The organism is Marisediminitalea oceani (genome assembly GCF_003731635.1).
GTDB lineage: Bacteria > Pseudomonadota > Gammaproteobacteria > Enterobacterales > Alteromonadaceae > Alteromonas > Alteromonas oceani.
In genome coordinates, this window is record NZ_RCUA01000007.1 from 124 (window position 1) to 21,940 (window position 21,817).

A 21,817-nucleotide genomic window follows, 5' to 3' on the forward strand; every position below is an offset into this window, starting at 1 on the left:
TTATGGAGGTCCCGGACAAGCCCTTCGGACTTTCCGGGACGACGGGAATTTGAACCTGTCATCCCGTAAGTTTCGGAGAAACTATCCGGGATCTCCTCGCTATTCCTGTGTGTTGTGACGGTAAATGAGTAGCCAGACTGTTATGGAGGTCCCGGATAAGTCCTTTGGACTTTCCGGGACAATTAAACAGGCTCAGGCCTGTTTAATTGCATAACACTGATATTTCATTTCCAGGTATTCTTCGATTCCTGCATGGGCGCCTTCGCGGCCCAGGCCGCTGGCTTTAACACCACCGAAGGGGGCGTTTGCCGCCGAGATGGCACCGGTGTTAACCCCTACCATGCCGGATTCTATGGCGTCTACCACGCGCTGGGCACGGTGCAGGTCGTCGCTGAAGAAATAAGCTGCCAGTCCAAACGGCGTATCGTTGGCGTATTCGATCACTTCTTCTTCCGTATCGAAAGGAATAATGGGTACCAGCGGGCCGAAGGTTTCCTCGCAGGTGCACTGCGCCGTCGGCGGCACATTGGTTAGCACCGTTGGGGTATACCAGTTGTCGCCGTTTGGCAGGCGTTTGCCTCCGGTCAGCAGTGTTGCACCGTTGCTGAGTGCGTTGTCCACGTGCTCGGTCACCTTGTCGGCACCGGCTGCGTCAATCAGTGGGCCAATATCCACACCATCGTCGAGGCCGTTACCTACTTTGAGTGCTTCTACTTTTTTGACCAGTTTGGTTTGAAACTCTTCTAACACGCTGCGCTGCACATAGACCCGGTTGGGTGATATACAGGTTTGCCCGGCGTTACGGAACTTGCCTTTCATGAGGCCATCCACGGCAAGGTCGATATCGGCGTCCTCGAAGACGATAAAGGGAGCATTACCACCGAGTTCCAGTGACAGCTTTTTCACATCGGGCGCGCATTTTTTCATTAACTGCGAGCCAATTTCGGTAGAACCGGTAAACGTAAGTTTGCGTACCGTGCTGTTCTCACACAGCGCATCGCCGATAACACTGGCCTTGCCGGTAATTACCTGAATTACGCCCTTTGGAATGCCAGCCTGAATGGCCAGTTCGCCCAGGGCCAAAGCCGTAAGAGGCGTCTGGCTGGCCGGTTTGACTATGATAGTACAGCCGGCCGCCAGAGCTGGCGCTACTTTACGGGTAATCATTGCCGCGGGGAAGTTCCACGGCGTAATGGCTGCACACACGCCTACCGGATCGCGGGAAACCCGAATTTGCGTGTCGGGTGTACCGGCCGGCAAAATTTCACCGTTAATGCGCATGGCTTCTTCGGCAAACCATTTAACATAGCTGGCGGCATAGGCAATTTCGCCTTTTGCCTCGGCCAGCGGCTTGCCTTGTTCTGTGGTCATGATAGTGGCCAGCTCGTCGGTGTGCTCCACCATGAGCTCGTACCATTTGCGGACCAGCTCGCCACGCTCAGCGGGTGTTTTTTTGCGCCACAGCTTGAAGGCATCGTTGGCTGCCGTTACAGCCTGATTAACCGCATCAGCGTCCAGCTGTGGAATGGTTGCTATCACTTCTCCCGTGGCCGGGTTGTCCACTTCCAGACTGTCTGATGTCGTCACCCATTCTCCGTTGATCAGGCAGGCTTGTTTAAAGATGTCGATATCATTCAGTGTCATAAACGGTGTCCATTTTGGTTAAAAATAAGTAATGTCCCGTACTTTGTACTGGTGACGGTCGGTACGTAGATCAACTCTGTCTATTCTTCAGGGAATTGTTTAAACGAGCGAATACTGGCAAGAGAAGACTCCCAAAGGCACTGACTGGCGGTAAAAATATGCGCGTCGGGTTGTTTAGTCGGAGACGAGTTAAGGCTGCCGGCTGGCACTACAGCGGTGAGGCTGTCTGTCATTATATAAGGCAGCGCAGAACCACAGGTTGTACAAAAACTTCTGGCGTGTCGGGTTGAAGGAAGCTGGAAATGACGAATATATTCTTTACCCGTGAGCCAGGTAACAGCGTCTGCGTTGATAAACAAATTTGCAGCAAATGCAGAGCCGCTATCTTTCTGGCAATGCTGGCAGTGGCAGATAAAAAAGTGGTCAAAATTGTCGGCTACCGTAAAGGTTACCGCTGTACATAAACAACTGCCTTGTATAGCCATGCACTTCTCCCTGAAGGGAAATAATAAGGCTAATTAAAGCATATTTTAAGAGGGGCCGGGAGTAACAGGGGGGAGGTGATACCGACTCTGACCTGGAGGAACAGAGCCGGTATAGCCTGAAAATTAAGCTAAAACGGTTTTCAGAGCGCTTACACAGGCATCAGTTTCGTCGGGAGTGCCCACGCTGATGCGTGACCACGAGTCATAACCAGGCCAGGTTCTGCCTACCACTTTGACCCCTTGCTCACGCATTTTGGCGGCAAATTGATCGTGTGGCATACCGGTATCCACGTAAATAAAGTTACCCTGTGGATTTTTCGCGTAAGGACGGCCTAACTCTTCTGCTACGGCAGTTAGCTTGGCGCGCTCGGTCGCTACGCGCTCACGCATGGTGTTAAGGTTTTCGTGGTCGTCCATGCTTGCCATACCGGCAACCAGACCAAGGTAGTTAACCCCACCCATACGCAGTTTACGGCCGATAACCTGAGCCTGTTCGGCAGGCATAATGGCGTAGCCAAGACGTTGACCCGCCATCGCGTGAATCTTTGAGAAGGTACGGCAAATAACCACATTGTAACCTTCAGCAGCCAGGCTCGATTGAACATTTCCAGGGTATCCCGCAGACATTTCGATATAAGCTTCATCAATGAATACCTGAGTCTTTTGCGATACGCGTTTGGCAAATGCGTTCAGTTTGGCAGGATCCAGCTCGCGGCCTGTTGGGTTATTCGGGTTACAGATATAGACCGCAGTGGTATCTTCGGTAACAGCCGCTTCAATAGCGTCCAGGTCGAAATCCATGTTGGCATCCAGTGGTACGTAAGTCACATCGGCACCCATAAATTCCGCGCCACGAGGCACGCCTTCGTAGGTGGCCATTGAGGTAACCAGCTTGCCGCCATTTTGTGTGATCCAGTCGGCATAGCCAAACAGGATTGGGGATGAGCCATTAGTCACTACAATTTGATCCACCGAAACGCCTTCTTGTTTGGCAATTTTTTCTTTTAGTACTGACGTGGTGGGATCGGCATAGCGGCACAGGTTATAAAGTTCGCCCTGCATGGCTTCTACCGCTTTGGCAGACGGGCCAAAGGCATTTTCGTTCGACGATAATCTGATTAATCCATCATTCAGATTGGGCGTGGCAGACGGAAAGTGTTCAGTCTTCATGCCCGCTGCGTTGAGTTCTTTAACCCCGGAATCTACGCAGGCGGCCAGGGCTGTTGCACCGGCTCCAAGTCCAACTGCTTTTAACCATTTACGGCGTGAGGAATCCACTGGTGGCATGTTTTGGATATCAGATTTCATAGGTCAGGTCACTCTGTCTTCAATATATAAAGTATACGGAGTATCCACATTAAAGGGTATTTGAGGTTGATGCAATAGGGCGATTTAAAGGCGTAAATCAGGTAGTTGGGTGATCTGAATGGTTTAAGAGATAAACGGGGCGTGAACAAAAAATTGAAAAAGTGCAGCTGGTGCACCAGTTTTTGCGGTTTCAGGAGTGATTAATCCGGCAAATAACCGGTGACGATGAAACGTACATAAAGCGTTCAGTTGTCGAAAATCAGGGATAAAAAGCACTGTGGCTCAGGTTTAGCGATAAGTGCCTTTTACAGCAGTTTTAGTGTGGCTTGTTCGCAATCAGAATGATCGGATGACAGCCAGTCGCTATCTTCGTCAAAATTGGGCAGGGAGCTTTTTCTCTCAAAACGCTCGGTCAGGGCGGTGAGTACTTTGGGGTGGATATAGTATTTCTCACACACCGCCGGGGTATTCCCCAGTGTTTCTGCCACCAGTTTTACCAGCGTAGCATTAAACTTTCGGCGCGGGTGTTCAGCAACCAGCGCTGCAGCTTCATGGGCTTGTTGTACCGCCAGCCTAGTGCCCGTCCAGGTACGAAAGTCCTTGGCAGAGACAGCTATTTCGGTGAGTGAGTGAAGGTACTCATTGACGTCGTCACTGAGCAAATCCTTCCATTGCCCGCCTTGCTTGTAACGTAAAACCGGATAGCCGGGACGGGCTGCGCTATCACAAATCAGCTGTGAGGCGGTAGGGTCGCTAATATCGATATGCCGCGTTTTGCCATGCTTGCCGGTAAAGTGAAAGGCAAGTTCCTCGCCTTCCTGTTCCATATGTTTGCGCCGGAGCGTTGTCAGGCCAACCGTACCATTTTCCTGCTGATAGGCGCGATTGCCAATGCGAATGCCGGTTCTGTCGAGCAGCATAACTGCCAGTGCGCAGGAGCGCTGTAAATCCCACTTTTCGTGATTTAAGTGTTGCACATAGGTCTGGCGGATCTGCGGCAGTACCCGGGCAAACTGTTTCAGACGGGCGAACTTTTCAGCCTGCTGCTGAGCTTCCCACTGCTGATGATAAATATATTGCTTGCGCTGACGCTGGTCGTAACCAAAAGCCTGCACCTTAGACAGTTCACACAAGCTAATGCGAACATCCTGCCACATAGGGGGAATGACCAAACCTCTGAAGCGCTTGAGCAACGTTTGTTCGGTAACTTTTTCGTTATCAGTCAGCAAATACTGAAACCCTCGCCCGCGTTTACGCCGGGTTACAAGAAAACTCTCACATTCGTGAATTTCTTCACTGGTGGTGGCCACGGCGCAGCAGTATTGCTTCACGCTGACTGGCGTTGTTCGGTTATGCATAAGTCCTTGTGGTCTGGATGGTTGTCCTTAAGCTTGTACGGTCAGACTGTGAAGAGGTTCAGAATTTTATAAAAGGCGGGAAGTATAAGGCAGAGTAGGTGCTTTCTTACAGTTAGGATCCATAAATCACCCCGGTAATAACCGGAGTGAGAATAGTCGTTGCATTTTTGGGGATCAAGCGGCTGGTTAAAAAGTGTAGCTAACACCTAATCCGTAGCTGTCGATGTCGGTAGTGTTACTGTTATTTCTTGCCGTGTAGTCAAAAGCTACTCGCCAGTGAGAAGTGAGGGCATAATCTACTCGGGCTGACCAGGCAAACCCATCTTCGGTTAACTCTTCGTGTGTTTGTGTTTCCGGGTCGACAAGAGTTAAATTTGTTGAAGCATAACCCAGGCCGAGATCAAAAAGAAAACCTTGTTGTCTGGGTGTCTGAAGGCGAATAAGCACGGCGTGAGAAGAATCCATCTCGGTGTTGATACTGGCTATAGTATCGTCCGATACTGACGTCGACGTTTGCGCTTCAATAGCAACACCTTTAAAAAGATAAACTCCAGCGCGCAAACCCATTGTAGCAAATCGCCCGTCGGCGTTAACGGGGTTTAGCGAAACACTCGTAGCCTGGGCGTCGGCCCCAACATAAAAGTCCAGTTTTTGCGGCGCATTTAGCGCTTCGACACTTGCAGTTAAAGAAGTAAAAACAGCACTCAGTGCGAGAATACGTTTCATTTATATCCCTATGAATCATTGATAAAGAACGCAGCGCAGGCTACCCAAGTAGCAATGGAAAGTAAAATGTTTAATAGTTGGGCTGTGAGGTGCAGAGGGTAATAAACAATAGGCAGAAAAGGTGTGTTACGGGCCGCCTACGCTGGTAAAGGCCCGTAAAAGATTTTATTTCAATGATGCAAAGTAAGCGGCAAGATTGGCAATATCTTCATCTGATAGCGGCTTGGCCATCATGCCCATCATGGGATCTTTGCGTACATCAGCACGAAAATCCTTTAACTGTTTTTCCAGGTAGGCGGCTTTCTGACCGGCCAGGTTAGGCCACATAGGACTGGGGCTGATCCCCGCCGGACCATGACAGGCGGCACATTGTCCTGACAGAGCTTTACCTTTTTCAATATCCGCTGCAGCAACTGAAAAGTTGACGAGCGAAAGAGTAAAGGTCAAAGCGCCAAGTGATACTATTTTTTTCATTTTTCTAACTCCAAAAAAAGCACAATGCTTAAGATTGAGTATCGTACATTTCTTGTAAAAAAAAAGTAAAATAACTGGTGGCGATTTTGACTACACGTACCAGGCGATGGTGTTAGGAGTATGTGGTATACGCTACATAAAAAAGCGGCGCCAAAAAGGCGCCGAACATGAAAACACAAGGTGAGGGAGGTGTTATTCGCTCTCGAATAAGCGCCCACCTATTTCTATCTTACGTGGCTTCTTAGCTTCTGGGATCACTCTTTCCAGATCAACATGTAATAAGCCGTTTTCCAGGTCGGCCGCGAGTACCTTTACGTGGTCGCCAAGCTGAAATTTGCGCTCGAAGTTGCGCTCGGAAATACCTTTATGCAGGAACTTCCGCTCTTGTTTATCGGCGTCGCTGTTTTTAGTGCCAGTGATCGACAAGGTATTGTCTTCTACAACAATATTGATGTCGTCTTTGCTAAAACCGGCAATCGCCATGGTAATTCGGTATTTGTCTTCCGCCAGTAATTCAATGTTGTACGGCGGGTACGTGCTTTGCTTTTCAGCACGGCTGGCAGCATCAACTAACGATGCAAGGTGATCAGAACCAATGAATGAACGGTAAAGTGGAGATAGATCGATAGAACGCATAGTCATATCCTTTATTAAGCAATATGTTTAAAAATTAAATGCCCCGATAATCGGCGGCGGTGTTGTCGGCCTTACTGTTAAGCACCGACAATTCTAAAGTAGGGCCGGGTTAAATTTATTCAAGGCAAAAATTTAAATTTTTTTCGACCAGTTTGCCAAACCCTACGAGAAAGGGCCTCACTGCTTCAGGCCAAAGCCTGATAGCATGGTCAGTATTAACCTATCTAAGTCGTTTTGTTTAAGGGATATCACATGTCTTACCGACCTTTTACCCGCCAGGTCCAATCGGTTCGCCTGGTCATTGTTGCTGTGCTGCTGGTGATTACCACGGCGTGTCAGAGTACGTCGTCGCCTACTGCCGCTGCTTACGGGCCAAAGTTTGCTGAGCATGATCAGGGCTTTACCGCGGTTGTGGTGGCTTATGCACCGGAGATGGAAGGCATTCTGGGGCGCATCGAAGCCGATCCCAATGCCAGTATCACGCAAATGGTGACTTACAAGGGGATTAAGTACCGCATTGGTAAATATCATGATGAACCGATTCTGATTTTTGCTACCGGTATGAGCATTGCCAATGCGGCGATGAGTATGCAAATGGCGTTTGATTATTTCCCGGTTAAACAGGTGGTGTACATGGGGATTGCCGGGGCAGTGAATCCAGAGTGGCAGCCCGGTGACGTAATTGTGCCTGAGCGTTGGTATTACCACGACGAAAGCGTGTATGCGAACCCGGAACCGAACAATCCCGGCGAATCAGTGTTACCAGCATATTATGCGCGCTTTATGGCCGAGCAACCGGCTCGTAAAGCGGCTGATCCGCATTATCCAAACTACAAGCCGTTCCATTTTGTGCATCCCGACGAAGTGTTAATTATCAAAGACGGCATGGATAAACCACAGGATACTGCGTATTTTTCAGCATCGCCCCGTTTATTAAGCGCAGCGAAAAGTGCCATGGCTAAAATGCCGGCACAAATGATTCTCGGTGAACGCAAAGCGAAGTTAAGCGTTGGTGGTAACGGTGTTACCGGCTCAGTATTTCTCGATAACCGTGAATACCGTAAATGGACCCGCGAAGTGTTTAATGCCGAAGTTACTGAAATGGAGTCCACCGCGGTTGGCCAGGTGTGTACGGTTAATGAAGTCGACTGGGTGATTATCCGCGCCATCAGCGATCTGGCCGGTGGTCAGGAGGGCGTTAACGTAGAGCATATTTACGATAAAGAAGTTTCGCGGGTGGGCGCTAATGTGTTGTTCGCCGTGATGGACGAGCTGGCAGCACAATAATGAAGCGCCTGTTCTGCTCTGTGTTGGTATGGATATGCGCCATGGCCCCGGTGGTAGTTAGCGCACAAAGCACCGATCCGGTCGGCAATCCGGTCGGCAATCCGGTCGGCAATCCAGGCGGAAGGCAGGCGCTGGCCCGCAGTTACGCCGAAATTGTCGGTCGGCTGGCATTAACCGATAAGTTATTCGCGGCGATGACAGAGCAGTGTGATACCAAAGTTGCCATGCCCAGCCAGTCTTATTCGGCTATCGATTACGCGTTGCGGATGCAAACCAATATGAGCTTCTTTCAGTGGCGTAAGCAGTTTAGCGACCCCGCTCAGGAAGCGAAGCTGGTAAAACAACTGATGAGCAGCACCCTCAGCGATATTGGTGGCTGTGAAGAGAGCGCGGTTCAGCGGTGGTTTGCCGGGATGCTGCAAAATATGTTGCAGCCTTCCATTGAGCAATTAACCGAATTGCCCGATTTGCTGGGCATATCCCGGGATAAACCAGACGAAGAGCAACTGGTGAGAGTGTTTATTCATCAGCTAGCACGTTATCAGCAGTTATCGGTAGCCGAAGTACGCGGCCTGGCCATGGCGCTGGAAAGTGGCATGTACCGCTACAGCATGGTTGCCTTTACTAATCAGATCACCAAAGATTACCCGCAATCGGTAGCGCTCCGGGAGTATGTATATCAACAGACCAACACGGCCGGTGATTTATACGAACTGGCCGACAGCCTGCGCTTTACTGACCGAGAAAGAGCCGTAACCTTGTTCGGCGAGGCGGCGGAGCAGGGCAGTTTTGTTGCCCAGCGCTGGTATGGCAACTACCAGGCATGTGTGGGAAATACTGAACAAGCCCTGCTATGGCTTAATAAGGCCAGGCAAAATGAGCCCGATGAAGCCTCATTCATCGACGACATTATTAGCGAAATACAGGAACTGGGCGAACCAACAAATTGTCTGGACGGCTGGGTTTACTAAAGGAGACATGCACATGTCTGATACATTTTATTCCTATCAGTTAAGTAACGGCCACGGGCTGCCTCATGACCCTTTTAAAGCCATTATAGCGCCGCGACCTATAGGCTGGATTGCCTCTGAAAACCAAAGCGGTATTGCCAATCTGGCGCCATACAGTTTCTTTAATGCCTTTAACGGTGCGCCACCAATTATTGGTTTCGCCAGCGTAGGCTTTAAAGACAGCGTAAGTAATATTAAGGCGACCGGTGAATTTTGTTGGAGCCTGGCAACACGGGAGCTGGCTGATGCCATGAATGCCTCCAGTGCTGGCGTGGATCCTGAGATAGATGAATTTGAGCTGGCCGGCTTGCAAAAGCGGTCATCCACGTTGGTCAGGGTGCCTCATGTTGCCGCCAGCCCGGCTTCCATGGAGTGTAAGGTGACCCAAATCATTCAGCTTAATGACATGCACGGTGAGGCTTGCGATACCTGGCTGGTGCTCGGTCAGGTGGTGGCGGTCCATATTCAGAAAGCGTATTTAAACGACGGCGTGTTTGATACGGCTGGGGCTAATTCGATTATGCGGGCCGGTGGCCCCGGCGATTATTTTGGTGTGTCGGCAGAGGCAAAATTCTTTATGGGGCGGCCTTAGCCCCCGCCTTTGCATAAGCGGTTACGGCCGCTCTGCTTTGCCTGGTAGAGCAGTTCGTCAGCGGCCTGCACCAGCGCCTCAACAGACTGCTCGCCGTTACCGGCTACTGCCCCCATACTAAATGTGACGGTAAGTTTATGTTCACCGGCGGTGATGTCGCGAATTTCTTCCTGCATACGGCTAAACAACCCGTCTACGGCATCGAGGCGGGTGTTGGTCATTATTATAAGCCATTCCTCACCGCCCCAGCGCCCGAGCCTGTCTTGCTGGCGGATCAGCGTATTGGTGCGCCGGGCAAATTCGGTTAATACTATATCGCCGGCATCATGACCGTAGGTATCATTGATTGTCTTAAAGTGATCGATATCGGCCAGCGCCACCACAAAAGGTTGGCCAAGCTGTTTGCTGCGGTCTGCCACCTGTCTGGCAAACAGCTGGATCGCCCGGCGATTTAATACCTGCGTGAGGCCATCGGTATTGGCGAGTTTTTCAAAATGCACTGCTGCCTTGCGTTTTTTTACAAACAATAAGGTGAGTACTGCCAATGCCAGAATGGCTGAAACCAGTGCCAGCAGGTAGATAAGTCGCTGCTGATTTTGCTGCTCAGCTGCCAGTGCCTGTAAACGGGATTGCTGGCGTGCCTGCTCAAGCTCCCGGGCCTGGCTAACCATCTGAAAGCCGGCATACTCTCTGGCCAGCGCATTATTGCGGGCCAGTTCCTGGTTCAGCGCGAGGGCCTGCTGCAATGTTGCAGTAGCCTGCTGCCAGTTCTGACTGACAGTGGCTCGCTCGACCTCTAACTTAAGTACCGGTAACTGCTCTTTGAGGCTGAGCTGATTGGCAGAAAAAGCCAATAGTTGTTCTACAGCATGTGGTGAAGGCGGGTTGTCTGTTTCCAGCAGGTATAAACGAATCAATACTGCTTTGGCGTCTAACGCTTCAGCTAACAGGTATGCCTCTTCGAGCAGCGCTTGAGCAGCCGGTTGGTCATTCTCTTCCAGCGCCTGGCGAACTAATGCTTCCAGGGCATGCAGTTTGACCAGCGTTTGCGGCAGGGCTGAGTAATCATCGAGGACGGCAAGGGTGTCTGCAAGCTGTTGCTGGGTTTGCGGGATATGCCATAACAGCGATGCAGCGCGAACCCGAATGTAGTGAGCCGGATGCGTAAGCAATGGCAGCAGTAATTCCCTCACCGACTGATAAAACTCTATCTCGTAGTGAATATCTGCAACCGCCAGGTTAATAGCCGCCATATCATCGGCGGCGTTTACAGCCGCGGGAAGAAGTTCTGTGCTAATAATGTGGCTTATCGACAAGGCTTGTTTGTATTCGCCGGTATGCAATGAATAAAGGGCCATCAGGTGGTAATAAGCCGCCTGTTGCTGGCGAGACAGTGAAGAGAAATCCTTTTGTAGTAATCGGTTAAACGACTGTTGGGCTGAATCCCCGTTGCTACGACGATGGATGAAAGTAAACAAGGTTGCCGCGTCGGCAATAACATCAATGTCGGGCGAGAGAGTGCTTGCGCAATGTTGAGCAATATCAGTGTTGATTGCCTGTACTTCGCTAAGATTCATAGAGTCCAACGCGACCGTTAAATGGCTGGCGAATTGAGGCGCGGCTAAACAGTGGGAAATTGTAGCCTGGGCAGCAGCCTGATTGCTAAACAGCGCCAATGCAGCAAAGACAAAACAACCAAATCGCAACAAAGCTCTCTCCGTTGGGTACTGTTTACTTAATTGTCCTAATGACTCTAATGGTGGCAGTCGCCAGTTTCACTTCTGCAAGAAATAACGTCAGTGCTGAAATTAACAATAACATTGTCAGAATAAAAAGGGTGACAACCAGTACATTAAGTTTGACCTGCCATAACTCCCCGGCAAATAGACTCATTATCACGCCACACACCATTACCGCCGAAGCAGTACAAAAACCGATGGACCAGTTAATTAACTTAACCCGGCGCCACAACAATATGATTTCCCGGCGTAGGCGGGTGTTTTGCTCAGCTTCTGTCTGACTGTTCATTTCTTTTTCGGCTGAACGGACCCGGTCGGTAATACGCCCTAGACGTCCGGACATGACGTTTAGAAAACCGGCTATACCAGCCAGTAAAAATACCGGGGCAACGGCAATTTCAATCAGGGTCGACAGTGAGGGGATCAGAGCTTCCATCTTTTCTTAATTCAAGCGCACAGTTTCGCTTTTATATCACAGATAAGCAGACGGTTGGCAGTTTAGAGGGTGGTGAGTTGGCGCGGATTAGGTAATCAGGCTTTGATTCGCGTAGCGCAGCAGTCATAATGCCTCCCCCATTTGGGATAAACCACTCCACCTGCTTACCGGCAGCTATACCATGCAAACGGAATAATATGGATAAATTAACCGACACAGGCGATTATTACGAAGAAACCTTTAAAGGACTGATATGGACCGAAAAGCGGCTATCCGGCACAAGCTTTGAAGAATGCGAATTTATCGATTGTGACTTTTCCGATAGCCGGTTTCAGGGCTGTAAATTTACCCAATGTGAGTTTATCCGCTGTAACCTTAGCCTGGCGGATATGGCCAACAGTCAGTTATACGGCCTGACGTTTAAGGATTGCAAACTGGTGGGCGTCGACTGGACGAAAGCTGGCTGGCCGCAATACTATCGTGATTTTGAGCTTAAATTTCAGCGTTGCTTACTTAACGACGCATCCTTTTACGGCCTCACCCTGAATGAACTGGTGCTGGATGAATGCAAGGTGCATGATGCAGACTTTCGCGAAGGCAATTTTACCGACAGCCAGATGACACACTGTACCTTTGATCGCAGCTTGTTTATGCACACCAATCTTGAGCGCGTTGATTTTAGCGACTCTACCGGATGTTCCATCGATGTGCTGGCTAACGAGCTCAAAGGTGCCACCTTTTCCAGTTTCGAGGCAGTGCATTTACTGGAGTCCTTAGGCATAGTGCTGGTGGATTAGTACAAGCCCGGCGACGTTAAAGACTCTGTATCCAAATATCCAACGCTTACAGGTATAATGCCGTCAAACCTGTTTTAGAGGACTCCTTATGGCCACCGCCGCCGCAGTACACATTCTGGTAAGAACCGAAAAAGAAGCGCAACTACTTCTAGCCCAGCTCAAAAAAGCCAAGGGTAAAAACTTTGCCGCCCTGGCCCGTAAGTTTTCAATTTGCCCCTCCGCCAAACGCGGCGGTGACTTAGGTGAGTTTAAGCGTGGCCAGATGGTAAAGCAGTTCGACGACGTGGTATTTAAAAAAGACATCCTCACCATCCACGGCCCGGTAAAAACCAAGTTTGGTTATCACCTGATAAAAACCCTGTATCGCAACGACTAAAGTATGGCGCTAACCATCCGCGAAATTGACTGGCAGGATACCTTGTCAGTCAGGCATCATGTGCTGTGGCCCGATAAACCCGTCTCGTTTTCCCGGGTCGATGGAGATGAAACCGCTACCCACTACGGGGCATTCACCGATGGGATACTGGTTTGTGTGGCATCGATTTACCTGAGCGAGGATAGCGCCAGGCTAAGAAAGTTTGCGACACTGCCAGACTATCAGGGCAGGGGAATTGGCAGACAGGTTCTCGCAAAGGCCATAGAACAACTCAAACACCAAAATATCAAACGCTTCTGGTGTGACGCCCGAACCACGGCAACGGCTTTCTATCAGAAGTTTGGACTGTCAGTGGAAGGCCGTGAGTTTGTTAAATCAGGGGTAAGTTACTTTCGCATGAGCGTTAGCTGGCCCGAAGCTAACTGACTACTGAAGAGTAAAATACTTGCCCCGATAGTCTCACTCAACAAGCCCCCCGGGAACCTACTATGCACTGCAATAATGCAGCCTGACAAACTTGTCATGCTGCTTGCCATTATTGACAGATAACTTTCCGTGCAGATGTAAATAAAATGTTGATAAGGCGGCAGTTTTTACTCTGAAATCAGCCAAAACAGGGACTTTATACCAAAAATATAAGCTGCTTTTAGTTTTCCTTGAACAGGCATAAAGGTTGCTTAGTAGTATGTGTTTCTTCTTCATCATTTTCGGATACTCATACTATGGATATTAAAAAACTCGTCCTGGCCGTCATCATTGGCGGCGTGACCACCACAGCTGTGGCAGTGGATAAAAACGCGGTACGTACTCAGGCTAAAATGATGCACGGACCGATCCCGGCAACCATGCCTGGCGCTGAGATGGATACGCCGGCACTAATCGATTTGGGTGAGCGCCTGTACTTCGAAACGGCGTTATCAGCCGATGGCAGCCAGTCATGCAATACCTGCCACCGCATCGATGGTGGTCGGGGCGGCGTCGATAACGAAGCTACCTCACTTGGCGTGAAAGGGTCTCGTGGCGATCGTAATTCACCGTCTGTATGGAATGCTGGTTTTCATGTGGCGCAGTTTTGGGATGGTCGGGCTGCTGATCTCGCCGCTCAGGCCAAAGGGCCTATTCTGAACCCGGTAGAAATGGCGGTGCCGGATGAGAAAACGGCGGTTAATAATCTCAAAGAGGAAGGCTACGAAACGCTGTTTGCAGAAGTTTTCAAAGGCGAAGCTGAGCCGCTTACCTACGACAACGTAGCTAAAGCCATTGGCGCTTTTGAGCGTACGCTTATTACCGTGGATCGCTTCGATAAGTTCCTGGCCGGCGACGATAGCGCCATGACCGAAACCGAACTGAAGGGCTATCAGACCTTTGTGCAGTCGGGCTGTGCTTCCTGTCACAATGGTGCGCTGTTTGGTGGTTCCATGTACATGAAAATGGGGTTGATTAACGCCTACGAAAACACCCACGATCTGGGACGTTTCGCGGTAACCAACAACCCGGCTGATAAATATGTATTTAAGGTACCAAGCCTGCGTAACATCACTAAAACCGCGCCCTATTTTCATGATGGTGCGGTAGCCGGGCTGGACGAGGCGGTTGCACAAATGGCATGGATGCAGTTAGGTCGTAAGCTGAGTGATCAGGAAGTCTCTGAAATTGTGGCTTTCCTGGGTGCGCTGGAAGATACCCATACCATTACGGTTAAGTACTTAAACAGCGGTGCTGAGGTGGGTCAGTAAGGCTTAAAGTAGCTCCCTGAAGGGAGCTACTTTACTTCCCTGGCCAGCGAGTCGGCGATATCCGGTTTGGCTCGTCTGGTCTTTTTGGCTTTTTTTAGTGGCGGGCACAAGTCGTCATTATTGTAATAAACAATACACTCCAAACACTGCACACATTCGTTATAGTCCACTTTGCCTTGTGGTGTAATCGCCTTGATGTCGCACTTGTGATAGCACATGGTACATGGCTTACCGCATTCCTTGCGGCGGGTTAACCATTCAAATTTGTGGAAGTAGCCAAGTACTGCCAGTCCGGCACCTAACGGGCACACGTAACGGCAATAGAATTTATTAATAAACAAACCGAGTCCGAGCAATACCAGGGTGTAGAGCACAAATGGCCAGTAGCGCACGAAATGCAGGGTAATGGCGGTTTTAAACGGTTCTACTTCGGAGAGCACTTCGGCAGCCGACAGAGAATAATATGAGGTACCGGCCAGGCCAATTAAGATGGCGTATTTAATCCACCACAGGCGGCGGTGCAGGGAGAAGGATATTTTGTACTGGCGAATGCGGAAGCGTTTAGCGACCCAGCCGACCATTTCCTGCAGGGCACCAAAGGGGCAAAGCCAGCCACAGAAAATCCCGCGCCCGACAACAAATAGGCTGATAAACACATACAGCCACAGGATAAACAGCACCGGATCCATCAGATACACCTGCAAATCAAAGCCATTGATAAAGCTTTGCAGAATGGGGTAGATGTTTACAATCGACAGCTGCCCCTGGGCATACCAGCCAATAAAGAACAGGGTGAAAAACATAAAGCCCCAGCGCACCTTACGAAATAGTGCTTCATTAGCAGACAGCTTGTGCTGGAAGGCAAAGATGGCGGTAACAGTAATCAGGCTCAGCACTAAAATGGTAATGGTATGCCAGCGCATCTTCCATACTCTGACCCATGCCGGTAGTGGCTTTTCCATTACTTCTACTTCGGCGATATCAAACAGGGTTTCTGGCAGGGCATAGTCGTTGGAAAACTGCGCTTGTTGTTTGATGAGGTGGTTCTTCGCCACCTCGACATTCAGATTCAGTTGCATTGGCACACTGGGGTTAAAGCCTGATTGTGTATTAACCGCGAACAGCTGCAAATCTTCTGTAGCGGCAATATCACCTTCCAGCGCCTGTGGCTCGAAACTAAAAAAGTTGAGGTCGCGCATGGCGAACGGCAGCTCATTTTGCGTCAGACTTACCTGGCTGGGTACTGTGCCGGGCTTAAAGTCGGCATCGAGGTAGCTGAAGTAGCCTTCCGACATCACCATAAACGCCTGCTCATTAGGCTTTAGCATGGACTGCAGACGATTAAAGGCGTCGTCACCGAGCAGGTTACGACCGATAAGCGGTGAATTAAGGTATGCGTAATACACTGTAAAAGTGTCGTTAAAATCGGTGTCAAAGGTCTCAGACGGATAGTCATCAAGATCGCTGCCGAGTGCATCCTCAAAGGTTTCTCGACTGATCTGCCACTCTTTCAGGTAGCCTCTATCGATCAGTTGGGCCGTAGTAAGGGGCTCGTAATTGTCCTGCTTAGCGGTGGCCGCAGGGGCGCTGGCAAAGCCGGTGAGCTTGTTTCTGGCAACCTGTAGCGCAGAGAGTAACACCGTGTCACTCATAACAATCACCGACACGGTGGCTTTAGTAACGCCGTCTACGTGTACGGTGTTGTCGTTCGGGTTAGTGTCGTTAGACGCGCTGTCGACTATGACGCGGTTAGACACATTCTGACCAATGTACTGGTCGAGAAATTTCAGCATGGGTTCTGGCCCCAGGCCGTGTAAAAAAATAGGTTCGTGGTGGTGCAGAATATCGATGCCGACAATGTTGCCTTGCACATCGATACCAATCAGCAGGTTAATGCGGTCGCCGGAAAAACCGGGTAATTCTACCAGGTCGTTGCTTTGAAAGGCGTAACCGAGGAGTTCCTGTAACTGATAAACGGGGTAAACGGGATAGTCAGCTTGCTTTTCGCCAATTACTGTAGCTTTGGGAAACAGTTGCTGAATGCGTTCCGGGGTAATACTTTCTTCAGCGTGGCTGACAGAACAGATACTGAAGCAGATAACTAACCAAATACCGAGAACAAATGCGAAACGTTTCATTGGGCTCCCTGCAATGGGTGGGGCAAGTAGCGATGACTAAACTACCCGCCCCGAGGAGAAAAAACGCGACAAACCCGGTGGGACTAAAACGGTTTGTCGCGGTGCCTCTTAGCTACGAGGCAATTTGAAGGTCCAGACAGTACCACCCTGGTTAATGTCTTTAACTTTCTTGGCAACTTCACCACCCCACAGAGGAACGGCGCCACCCCATCCAGATACGATGCTCAGGTATTGCTCACCGTCCTGTTCCCAAGTGATTGGAGAACCAACGATGCCTGAACCAGTATTGAACTTGTAAACCACTTCACCAGTTTTGGCGTTGAAGCCGTACAGGTAGCCTTCAGGTGTACCAGTAAATACCAGGTTACCTGCAGTGGCTAACACACCGCCCCACAGAGGCGCGTTGTTTTTGAATTCCCAAACAATTTCACCGGTTTTAGGGTCAACGGCTTTAAGTGAACCGATGTGGTCGTAGATAGGTTTGATAGTGAAACCAGAACCCATGTACGCAGCACCTTTTTTGTAGTTAACTGGCTCATTCCAGATGACCATGCCCCATTCGTTTGAAGGTACGTAGAACAGACCAGTGTCCTGGCTAAATGCCATAGGCATCCAGTTTTTACCACCTAAGAAAGAAGGTACGGCAAATACAGTTTTACCTTTTTTGCCATCTTCGCTATCAGATGGGTTACCAGGGCGATTTGACTCGTCGTAGATTGGACGACCGTTTTTATCCAGACCTTTCGCCCAGGTAATACCGCTTACAAATGGGAAGCCACGGATGAAGTCGCCGTTTTCACGGTTAAGAACATAGAAGAAGCCGTTACGGTCAGCAGTAGCTGCTGCTTTAACTGTTTTTCCGCGATCTTTATAGTCAAACGCGATTAGCTCGTTAACACCGTCGTAATCCCAACCATCGTGTGGAGTGGTTTGGAAGTGCCATACGATTTTGCCAGTGTCAGGGTCGATAGCCAGACGCGAAGAGCTGTACAGGTTATCACCAGGACGCAAGTGAGAGTTCCAAGGAGCCGGGTTACCGGTACCCATGAAGATCAGGTCTTGATCAGGGTCGTAAGTACCGCCTAACCATGTTGCTGCACCACCTGTTTTCCACAGGTCGCCGGTCCAGGTTTTGTTGGCTTTACCACCAGTAATACCGTTTTCTTTACCGTTCAGGTAACCCATGTGGCCTTCAACAGTAGGACGAGACCAAACCAGTTCACCGGTCATTGCATCGCGGGCTTCAACTTTACCCACAATACCGAATTCACCACCAGAGATACCAGTAACTACGTTACCTTTAACAATCATCGGTGCAGCTGTGAAAGAGTAACCTGCTTTATAGTCGCCTAACGTTTTACGCCACTTTGGCTTACCCGTTTTCTGGTCCAATGCAACCAATTTTGCATCCAGGGTACCGAAGATAACTAAATCGCCGTACAGTGCAGCACCACGGTTGATTACGTCACAGCAAGGCATGATACCGTCTGGTAAACGAGCTTCCCATTGCCATAATTCGTCACCGGTTTCTACGTCGATAGCGTAGATACGAGAGTAAGAAGCGGTAACGAACATAATGCCGTCTTTAACCAGTGGCTGTGATTCCTGACCACGTTGTTTCTCACCACCGAAAGAAAAGGCCCAAACCGGACTCAACTTCTTAACGTTGCTAGTGTTCATTGTGTCGATTGGACTAAAGCGCTGTCCACGTGGACCAAGGCCATAGCTGACCACGTCACCTGGGGTTGCCTGGTCATTGACGATATCTTTATCTGTCACTTTGGCCTGGGCCATGCCAGTCATAGCACCTAGTGACAGGGTTAAACAGAACGCAGAGCTGAGTAAGCGGCCTGAAACTCTTTTACTTTTCATCAGATTTCTCCAGTGTTTCAACGGGGTTTGGTACCCTTTGTTACAACGTCCGCGGCTTGTTCATCAAAAAGCATGCGACTGTTGAGTGTTGTTTTCGTCCACTAGGTGAGTATAGAACACCATACTTACCTAAGAGTCCTCAGAATTAGTATCAGTCATCATTTTGTTAACAACCATTAAACCTTGGGTTATCATTTTTAGTTCGTTGGTAGTAATACTTCGCTGAAGGGCTTATATCTCGTGGCTTTGGCGGTGTATGAGAGGAGCGATAAATAATAAAAAAGGCCGAATTTTAAAGTGAAAAATAGCGGCCTTTCGAAATCTTGTAAAAAAAATGTAATGCTTATTCGGTGCGATGGTAATCGGGGATTTCGTAGCTCAGGCCGTACTCTAAAAACAGTGCTTCCATTTCGCCGTTTTTAATCATCGGTTCGGTGATTGCCTGGATTGCATAAGCCAGCTCCCGATAATCTGTCTTAACTGCCATGCCAATATCCCAAGACTTAATGCTCATAGCGGCCAGGCCGTCAGCACTGATGTCATATTGCTCGGGAAGCGGTGCAAATTCGGTTTTGTTAACGTCTCCCGAGGTACTCATGCCCCATTGCAACTGACCTTTCATTCCGGCCACTGCAGCCACTTTACCTTCCTGCAGCAGTTTGATGCCGTCAAAAACCGAGTCCACATGAACCAGCTTGTCACGCAGGCGGCCACCAAGGGTTGCACCGAGAAAGAAACTGGGTAGTGAATCAAGCTCTACGGCAACCGGTTCGTACTGGAATATGGCCAGGGTGCGAATATCATTGGTTTTTTCGTGGTCACGCAATAGTGCCCAGCTTTCCTGTTGATAGGGGCCGAACATCACTACCAGGTCATTCTTGGGCAAGCCGTAACCGTCAATGGCGTAGGCAAACTTACGATCGTAAGGTACCCGGAGCATCAAGTCGGCTTTCTGGCGGGTAATAATATGCCCTTTCCAGATCGCGTTGCGCAGGTCATCCTCGAGGTTTTCGTCAGCGTTGATCCACATCCACTCCAGATCAACGCCCAGTCCCGCCGCTATACGTTTACCTACCTCAATATCTACACCGGCAGGTTCGCCGTCCTTGAGATAGGAGTACGGGGGGAAGTTGTTGTAGACAGCAATGGTTATCTGGCCTTGCTCAAGAATATCCTCATAACTTTTAGCCATAACAGACGTGGCTATTAAACTACAAATCAGAAGAACAACTCTTACTACCATTACTGCCCCTTAACTATGTATTGATCAGGTATGCGGCTTACTCTGGCACGCCGCGAGTTTCGATGTACGCTTTGATTGCCCACATTGCTTCCTGAGAAAGAATACCTTCAAACGGAGGCATGTAAACACGGCCATCAACCACAGCACCGTTACGGATACGTGTCATAAACCAGCCGTCGGCTTCTTCCTGGCTGAAGAATTCAAACTCATCGTTTAGTTTACGCAGATCAGGCGTGATTCCGCCAGAGATAACTTCCAGACCGTGACAACGGGCACAATTCTGGTTGTAAGCTGAGTCACCGATTTTAATCGCCAGCTCATTGCCAGTGTAAGGGTTAGTCTTCAGCCACTCATCACCTAATTGTGGTAATTCACTGGTATCTACTGCTTGCGGCGTTACATCACCGTGAGCCATTGCATTAGCGGTTACCAGGGTCAGTACCGCCAGCATCGCGCTGCGCAAAATAGTTAAATACATCTTCATCTCGGTTTCTCCAAAAGCTGCCACATTGAGTTGTCATGCCGTTAAATGTTGCAGGAAAGTAAAAATAGTCATCAATAAGTTTTCATGTCTACAACAAAGCACAGGGTGAAAGTTAGGAGATCTGGGGTTTCCTTCCAATTGTACTTAGGTAGTAAACCTTTCATCCTTTTTGCTCATTTCAACTGTGTACAATCATGCTCTACTATTGCACCATAAGGTTAAAAAAGGGTTTTGTTTTTGAACATAAAAAAACGGATAGGTTACAAATTTTACACCTGTTTAACGCGGTTTTCGCAGCACGTTCGCGTCCTGATCGCGTTTGTTGTAGGTGGGATTTTGATGCCTGCAGTGGCTAATGCCAAGGCACTAAATATAGATGTGATTTATGTTCAGCAATCATCAAACCAGGCTGCGCAGCCCTTATTACTTAAAAAAACGCCCGGCAATCTCACCATCGCTGGTGCGGAACTGGCCATAAAAGACAGCAATACCACGGGGCGTTTTTTAAAACATCAATACAGTCTTTCTGGTGTAACCGGCGATAACAGCGAGGAAATTGTAGCGGCCCTTAAGCAACGTCTGAACGGACAGCCGGCTATCCTCCTCACAGACCTGCCCACGACTACGCTGAAAGTAGTAGCTGATTTAGCACTCGCCAACTCCAGTGTGATCATAAATGCCGGTGAAGCCGACAATAATTTACGTGTATCTCAGTGCCGTGGTGGGCTGTTACACACTTTGGCGAGTCGCGCTATGTTAACCGATGCCATGGCTCAGTTTTTTATGGCCAGACGCTGGCGGGAGTGGTTTGTGATCAGTGGTGAATCTGACGCCGACAAAGCCTATGCTGAGTCAATTAACCGATCAGCCAAACGCTTTGGTGCAAAGATAACCGAGCAGAAAACCTGGAGCTTCGATACCGATTTGCGCCGTAGTGCTCAGCGCGAGGTGCCGCTATTCACTCAGGGCGAAGATTATGATGTTGTGCTGGTGGCCGATGAGTCTGATTTGTTCGGCAACTATATTCCGAACAATACCTGGTTACCCAGACCGGTTTCGGGCACCCATGGGTTAACCCCAACAACCTGGCACTGGGCCCTTGAGCAGTGGGGCGCTACCCAGTTACAAAACCGTTTTTACGAACAATTTGGGCGCGAAATGCTCGACAAAGATTATGCAGGATGGCTGGCAGTGCGGAGTATCAGTGAAGCGGTTACCCGCACCCAATCCAATGACCCTAAAGCCCTTTACTCGTATCTGATGAGCAATGATTTTGAGCTGGCCGCGTTTAAGGGCCGAAAGTTGAGCTTTCGGCCCTGGAACGGCCAGTTGCGGCAACCGATTCCATTGGTGCACCCGAAAGGTTTGACCTCTCTGTCGCCGCAGGAAGGGTATCTTCACCCAAGCACTGACTTAGATACGCTGGGATTCGACAAGCCAGAATCACGCTGTGATATGGCTTACTAAAAGGTGGTA

21 protein-coding genes are annotated in these 21,817 nt (G+C 49.5%); 8 read left to right on the plus strand and 13 right to left on the minus strand.

Annotated elements, in window-relative coordinates; all coding sequences use genetic code 11:
- Positions 1 to 192: 192 nt before the first annotated feature.
- The 7 genes from D9T21_RS01400 to D9T21_RS01430 form a co-directional block, all read right to left on the minus strand.
- Positions 193 to 1,644 (minus strand): NAD-dependent succinate-semialdehyde dehydrogenase, encoded by a 1,452-nt coding sequence (locus D9T21_RS01400; RefSeq protein WP_123323394.1) that lies wholly within the window; start codon positions 1,642 to 1,644, stop codon positions 193 to 195.
- Between the two features lie 80 nt (positions 1,645 to 1,724).
- Positions 1,725 to 2,129 (minus strand): GFA family protein, encoded by a 405-nt coding sequence (locus tag D9T21_RS01405; protein ID WP_123323395.1) that lies wholly within the window; start codon positions 2,127 to 2,129, stop codon positions 1,725 to 1,727.
- Between the two features lie 123 nt (positions 2,130 to 2,252).
- Entirely contained in the window at positions 2,253 to 3,437 is a 1,185-nt protein-coding gene (locus tag D9T21_RS01410; RefSeq protein WP_105936931.1) for a pyridoxal phosphate-dependent aminotransferase, read from the minus strand.
- A gap of 305 nt (positions 3,438 to 3,742) precedes the next feature.
- A complete protein-coding gene (locus D9T21_RS01415) occupies positions 3,743 to 4,795 on the minus strand; it encodes a DNA topoisomerase IB (protein WP_123323396.1) in 1,053 nt (350 codons plus the stop codon).
- 186 nt (positions 4,796 to 4,981) lie between these two features.
- Positions 4,982 to 5,521 carry a porin family protein gene (locus D9T21_RS01420; RefSeq protein WP_123323397.1) on the minus strand — a complete coding sequence of 180 codons (540 nt, stop codon included), beginning with the start codon at positions 5,519 to 5,521 and terminating at the stop codon, positions 4,982 to 4,984.
- 165 nt (positions 5,522 to 5,686) lie between these two features.
- Positions 5,687 to 5,995, minus strand: coding sequence for a c-type cytochrome (locus tag D9T21_RS01425; RefSeq protein ID WP_123323398.1), 309 nt, complete (start codon positions 5,993 to 5,995; stop codon positions 5,687 to 5,689).
- 192 nt (positions 5,996 to 6,187) lie between these two features.
- Entirely contained in the window at positions 6,188 to 6,631 is a 444-nt protein-coding gene (locus D9T21_RS01430; RefSeq protein ID WP_123323399.1) for an Hsp20 family protein, read from the minus strand.
- A gap of 252 nt (positions 6,632 to 6,883) precedes the next feature.
- Here D9T21_RS01430 and D9T21_RS01435 point away from each other — a divergent pair, with 252 nt between their 5' ends.
- The 3 genes from D9T21_RS01435 to D9T21_RS01445 are packed head-to-tail and all read left to right on the plus strand — an operon-like array spanning position 6,884 to position 9,520.
- Positions 6,884 to 7,918 (plus strand): 5'-methylthioadenosine/S-adenosylhomocysteine nucleosidase, encoded by a 1,035-nt coding sequence (locus tag D9T21_RS01435; RefSeq protein WP_123323400.1) that lies wholly within the window; start codon positions 6,884 to 6,886, stop codon positions 7,916 to 7,918.
- Complete coding sequence (locus D9T21_RS01440) at positions 7,918 to 8,889, plus strand: hypothetical protein (protein ID WP_123323401.1); 972 nt, start codon at positions 7,918 to 7,920, stop codon at positions 8,887 to 8,889. The genes D9T21_RS01435 and D9T21_RS01440 overlap by 1 nt, the downstream gene beginning before the upstream one ends.
- Before the next feature lie 13 nt (positions 8,890 to 8,902).
- Positions 8,903 to 9,520 carry a flavin reductase family protein gene (locus D9T21_RS01445; RefSeq protein ID WP_123323402.1) on the plus strand — a complete coding sequence of 206 codons (618 nt, stop codon included), beginning with the start codon at positions 8,903 to 8,905 and terminating at the stop codon, positions 9,518 to 9,520.
- Here the strand turns inward: D9T21_RS01445 and D9T21_RS01450 are convergent.
- Positions 9,517 to 11,229 carry a GGDEF domain-containing protein gene (locus tag D9T21_RS01450; RefSeq protein ID WP_123323403.1) on the minus strand — a complete coding sequence of 571 codons (1,713 nt, stop codon included), beginning with the start codon at positions 11,227 to 11,229 and terminating at the stop codon, positions 9,517 to 9,519. The genes D9T21_RS01445 and D9T21_RS01450 overlap by 4 nt on opposite strands.
- A 22-nt stretch (positions 11,230 to 11,251) precedes the next feature.
- Positions 11,252 to 11,695: a DUF2721 domain-containing protein gene (locus D9T21_RS01455; RefSeq protein ID WP_105936939.1), complete on the minus strand. Its 444-nt coding sequence runs from the start codon at positions 11,693 to 11,695 to the stop codon at positions 11,252 to 11,254.
- 197 nt (positions 11,696 to 11,892) lie between these two features.
- Between D9T21_RS01455 and D9T21_RS01460 the strand changes: the two genes are divergently transcribed.
- The 4 genes from D9T21_RS01460 (at position 11,893) to D9T21_RS01475 (ending at position 14,604) form a co-directional block, all read left to right on the plus strand.
- On the plus strand, positions 11,893 to 12,492 hold the full coding sequence (locus D9T21_RS01460; protein WP_123323404.1) for a pentapeptide repeat-containing protein: 600 nt from the start codon (positions 11,893 to 11,895) through the stop codon (positions 12,490 to 12,492).
- An 88-nt stretch (positions 12,493 to 12,580) separates the two neighbouring features.
- Entirely contained in the window at positions 12,581 to 12,868 is a 288-nt protein-coding gene (locus D9T21_RS01465) for a peptidylprolyl isomerase (protein ID WP_105936941.1), read from the plus strand.
- A gap of 3 nt (positions 12,869 to 12,871) precedes the next feature.
- The gene (locus D9T21_RS01470) at positions 12,872 to 13,294 is read left to right on the plus strand and encodes a GNAT family N-acetyltransferase (protein ID WP_123323405.1); all 423 of its coding nucleotides are present in this window, start codon (positions 12,872 to 12,874) and stop codon (positions 13,292 to 13,294) included.
- A 296-nt stretch (positions 13,295 to 13,590) separates the two neighbouring features.
- Positions 13,591 to 14,604: a cytochrome-c peroxidase gene (locus tag D9T21_RS01475; protein ID WP_123323406.1), complete on the plus strand. Its 1,014-nt coding sequence runs from the start codon at positions 13,591 to 13,593 to the stop codon at positions 14,602 to 14,604.
- A 26-nt stretch (positions 14,605 to 14,630) separates the two neighbouring features.
- Here the strand turns inward: D9T21_RS01475 and D9T21_RS01480 are convergent, their stop codons facing one another.
- The 4 genes from D9T21_RS01480 to pedF form a co-directional block, all read right to left on the minus strand.
- Entirely contained in the window at positions 14,631 to 16,742 is a 2,112-nt protein-coding gene (locus D9T21_RS01480) for a NosR/NirI family protein (RefSeq protein WP_123323407.1), read from the minus strand.
- Positions 16,743 to 16,850: 108 nt separating this feature from the next.
- Positions 16,851 to 18,545, minus strand: coding sequence for a PQQ-dependent methanol/ethanol family dehydrogenase (locus D9T21_RS01485; RefSeq protein WP_240622073.1), 1,695 nt, complete (start codon positions 18,543 to 18,545; stop codon positions 16,851 to 16,853).
- Positions 18,546 to 18,957: 412 nt separating this feature from the next.
- Positions 18,958 to 19,806, minus strand: coding sequence for a substrate-binding periplasmic protein (locus D9T21_RS01490; protein WP_164464545.1), 849 nt, complete (start codon positions 19,804 to 19,806; stop codon positions 18,958 to 18,960).
- A gap of 88 nt (positions 19,807 to 19,894) precedes the next feature.
- Entirely contained in the window at positions 19,895 to 20,341 is a 447-nt protein-coding gene (pedF, locus tag D9T21_RS01495; RefSeq protein ID WP_123323522.1) for a cytochrome c-550 PedF, read from the minus strand.
- Between the two features lie 339 nt (positions 20,342 to 20,680).
- Here pedF and D9T21_RS01500 point away from each other — a divergent pair, with 339 nt between their 5' ends.
- Positions 20,681 to 21,808, plus strand: coding sequence for an ABC transporter substrate-binding protein (locus D9T21_RS01500; RefSeq protein ID WP_123323523.1), 1,128 nt, complete (start codon positions 20,681 to 20,683; stop codon positions 21,806 to 21,808).
- Positions 21,809 to 21,817 lie beyond the last annotated feature (9 nt).

Excerpts from the sequence above, each read along its gene's own strand:
- D9T21_RS01400 (WP_123323394.1), bottom strand. The coding sequence starts at position 1,644 with ATGACACTGAATGATATCGACATCTTTAAACAAGCCTGCCTGATCAAC.
- D9T21_RS01405 (WP_123323395.1), bottom strand. The coding sequence starts at position 2,129 with ATGGCTATACAAGGCAGTTGTTTATGTACAGCGGTAACCTTTACGGTA.
- D9T21_RS01410 (WP_105936931.1), bottom strand. The coding sequence starts at position 3,437 with ATGAAATCTGATATCCAAAACATGCCACCAGTGGATTCCTCACGCCGT.
- D9T21_RS01415 (WP_123323396.1), bottom strand. The coding sequence starts at position 4,795 with ATGCATAACCGAACAACGCCAGTCAGCGTGAAGCAATACTGCTGCGCC.
- D9T21_RS01420 (WP_123323397.1), bottom strand. The coding sequence starts at position 5,521 with ATGAAACGTATTCTCGCACTGAGTGCTGTTTTTACTTCTTTAACTGCA.
- D9T21_RS01425 (WP_123323398.1), bottom strand. The coding sequence starts at position 5,995 with ATGAAAAAAATAGTATCACTTGGCGCTTTGACCTTTACTCTTTCGCTC.
- D9T21_RS01430 (WP_123323399.1), bottom strand. The coding sequence starts at position 6,631 with ATGCGTTCTATCGATCTATCTCCACTTTACCGTTCATTCATTGGTTCT.
- D9T21_RS01435 (WP_123323400.1), top strand. The coding sequence starts at position 6,884 with ATGTCTTACCGACCTTTTACCCGCCAGGTCCAATCGGTTCGCCTGGTC.
- D9T21_RS01440 (WP_123323401.1), top strand. The coding sequence starts at position 7,918 with ATGAAGCGCCTGTTCTGCTCTGTGTTGGTATGGATATGCGCCATGGCC.
- D9T21_RS01445 (WP_123323402.1), top strand. The coding sequence starts at position 8,903 with ATGTCTGATACATTTTATTCCTATCAGTTAAGTAACGGCCACGGGCTG.
- D9T21_RS01455 (WP_105936939.1), bottom strand. The coding sequence starts at position 11,695 with ATGGAAGCTCTGATCCCCTCACTGTCGACCCTGATTGAAATTGCCGTT.
- D9T21_RS01460 (WP_123323404.1), top strand. The coding sequence starts at position 11,893 with ATGGATAAATTAACCGACACAGGCGATTATTACGAAGAAACCTTTAAA.
- D9T21_RS01465 (WP_105936941.1), top strand. The coding sequence starts at position 12,581 with ATGGCCACCGCCGCCGCAGTACACATTCTGGTAAGAACCGAAAAAGAA.
- D9T21_RS01470 (WP_123323405.1), top strand. The coding sequence starts at position 12,872 with ATGGCGCTAACCATCCGCGAAATTGACTGGCAGGATACCTTGTCAGTC.
- D9T21_RS01475 (WP_123323406.1), top strand. The coding sequence starts at position 13,591 with ATGGATATTAAAAAACTCGTCCTGGCCGTCATCATTGGCGGCGTGACC.
- D9T21_RS01480 (WP_123323407.1), bottom strand. The coding sequence starts at position 16,742 with ATGAAACGTTTCGCATTTGTTCTCGGTATTTGGTTAGTTATCTGCTTC.
- D9T21_RS01485 (WP_240622073.1), bottom strand. The coding sequence starts at position 18,545 with ATGACTGGCATGGCCCAGGCCAAAGTGACAGATAAAGATATCGTCAAT.
- D9T21_RS01490 (WP_164464545.1), bottom strand. The coding sequence starts at position 19,806 with ATGGCTAAAAGTTATGAGGATATTCTTGAGCAAGGCCAGATAACCATT.
- pedF (WP_123323522.1), bottom strand. The coding sequence starts at position 20,341 with ATGAAGATGTATTTAACTATTTTGCGCAGCGCGATGCTGGCGGTACTG.
- D9T21_RS01500 (WP_123323523.1), top strand. The coding sequence starts at position 20,681 with ATGCCTGCAGTGGCTAATGCCAAGGCACTAAATATAGATGTGATTTAT.